Origin of the sequence: Streptomyces katrae, from assembly GCF_000966975.1 — a bacterium.
In the GTDB taxonomy this organism is placed as follows: Bacteria; Actinomycetota; Actinomycetes; order Streptomycetales; family Streptomycetaceae; genus Streptomyces; species Streptomyces katrae.
In genome coordinates, this window is record NZ_JZWV01000064.1 from 1 (window position 1) to 2171 (window position 2171).

Sequence of the window (2171 nt, forward strand, 5' to 3'; positions counted from 1 at the left end):
GTCCCCGCTACTGAAGACGAAGGCCCGGATCCAATGGGATCCGGGCCTTCGTCATGCCCGGAAGAAGTCGAGAAGGGGCAGGGAAGAAGCTGCTGGGGGACATGAGGTCACTGGGGCGGGTGAGTTGGGGCGTGAGCGTGTTTGACTTGTCTCTCTGTGGGCATGTCGACAAAACGGTGTAGCGACCTCACTGGCTGCGACATACCAGGTGTACGCGGGTAGCAGGTGATGCGACGATGGGATTTATGGGGGACAGGTCAACTCTGCTGGAGACAGGGCGGTTTGTGAGGGCGGAGTCCGAGTCGGGTACGGGGGCCGGCAAGGCGGCTCCCGTTGCCAACGCGCAGACCGCACTGACCGATGCGGATTTCGCGGAAGAGGCCTTCGGCGACGCCGAGGGGGCCACCGACGCCGAACTGGAGGCGCGCCACCGGGTGGCCGCCGACAAGGGCGACCCCGGTGCCATGAGCGTGCTCGGCGCCCTGCTGCTGCGCCGCGGCGACCTGGCCGGGGCCGAGCCCTACCTGCGCGGAGCCACCGGCGCGGGGGACCGTGCCGCCGCCAACAACCTGGGCGTCCTCCTCCTCCAGCGCGGCTACCCCGACGAGGCCGCCGGCTGGTGGCGGGTCGCCGCCGTCGCCGGCTCCGCCCCCGCCGCGCACGCCCTGGGCCNCCCGGGGCCGCCACTACCGCGAGCGCGGGGACGAGCCCGCCGCCGAGTACTGGCTGCGCCAGGCGGCGGAGTCCGGCCACGCCCTCGGCGCGTACGGCCTGGCCGACCTGCTGGAGCACCGGGGGGACAAGGGCATCGAGCGCTGGTTCCGGGCCGCCGCCGAGCAGGGCCACCGCGAGGCCGCCTACCGCCTGGCCCGGCACCTGCGCAAGGGCGACCCCGCCGAGGCCGAGCAGTGGTACCGGCAGGCCGCCGCCCGCGGCCACCGCCGTGCCGGGCTGCACCTGGGCGCCCTCCTGGAGGCGCGCGGCGAGCTGAAGGAGGCCGGCCGCTGGTACCTCAGCTCCGCCAAGCAGGGCGAGGCCCGGGCCGCCTGCGCCCTCGGCTTCCTGCTGCGCGACGCCGGTGACGAGGACAGCGCGGCCGCCTGGTGGCACCGCGCGGCGCAGGACGGCGACGGCAACGCCGCGAACGCCCTGGGCGCGCTGCACGCGGCCCGCGGCGAGACCGAGACGGCCGAAAAGTGGTACCGGGTCGCGATGGACGCCGGCGACCACAACGGCGCCTACAACCTCGCCCTGCTGTGCGCCGCGCAGGAGCGGACCGCCCAGGCCGAGCAGTGGTACCGCCGCGCCGCCTACGCGGGTCACCGCGAGGCCGCCAACGCCCTGGCGATCATGCTGCTGCAGGCCGGGGACGCGGCGGGCGCCGAGCCCTGGTTCTCCAAGGCGGCCGAGGCCGGCAGCGTGGACGCCGCCTTCAACCTCGGCATCCTCTTCGCCAGCCGGGACGAGGACCGCGCCGCCCTGAAGTGGTACGAGCGCGCCGCCGCGGCCGGGCACACGGACGCCGCCCTCCAGGTCGGCATCGCCCTGGTGCGCGACGGCGAGGAACGCGCCGCCGAACGGCACCTGCGCTGCGCGGCGAGCGGCGGCAGCGCGGAGGCGGCCTTCCGGCTGGCCTCGCTGCTGGAGTCGCTGGCCCCGCCCCCGGAGCCGGTGGCGCTGGGCGAGCCCGTCGGGGGCGCCCAGCGCACCGAGAGCGAGGACTGGTACGAGCGCGCCGCCGAGCAGGGCCACCGCCGGGCCCAGGTCCGGGTCGGGATGCTGGCCGCGGCCCGGGGCGACCTGGCCACGGCCGCCCGCTGGTACCGGGAGGCGGCCGAGGCCGGCTCCCGGAACGGCGCCTTCAACCTCGGGCTGCTGCTGGCCCGCGAGGGGAACGAACCGGAGGCGGCCCTGTGGTGGACCCGGGCGGCGGTGGCCGGGCACGGCCGGGCCGCCCTGCGCCTGGGGCTGCTCGCGGCCCGGCACGGGGACCTCGCGGAGGGCCAGAAGTGGTGCGTACGGGCCATGGAGCTCGGCCCCGCGGAGGTCGCCGAGCGGGCGGCCCGGCTGCGGGACGCACTGGCGGAGGAGCTCTCCGTATGAGGCCGGCCGGGGGAACCGGTTAACTGATTTGCATCTGCCGGGTGGACTCCCGTACAGTCGTGTTTACC

1 pseudogene is annotated in these 2171 nt (G+C 75.6%); it reads left to right on the plus strand.

Features of this window, described 5'->3' with window-relative positions:
* Positions 1 to 236: 236 nt before the first annotated feature.
* Positions 237 to 2103 (plus strand): annotated as a pseudogene (locus VR44_RS03530) (tetratricopeptide repeat protein).
* Positions 2104 to 2171: the final 68 nt, after the last annotated feature.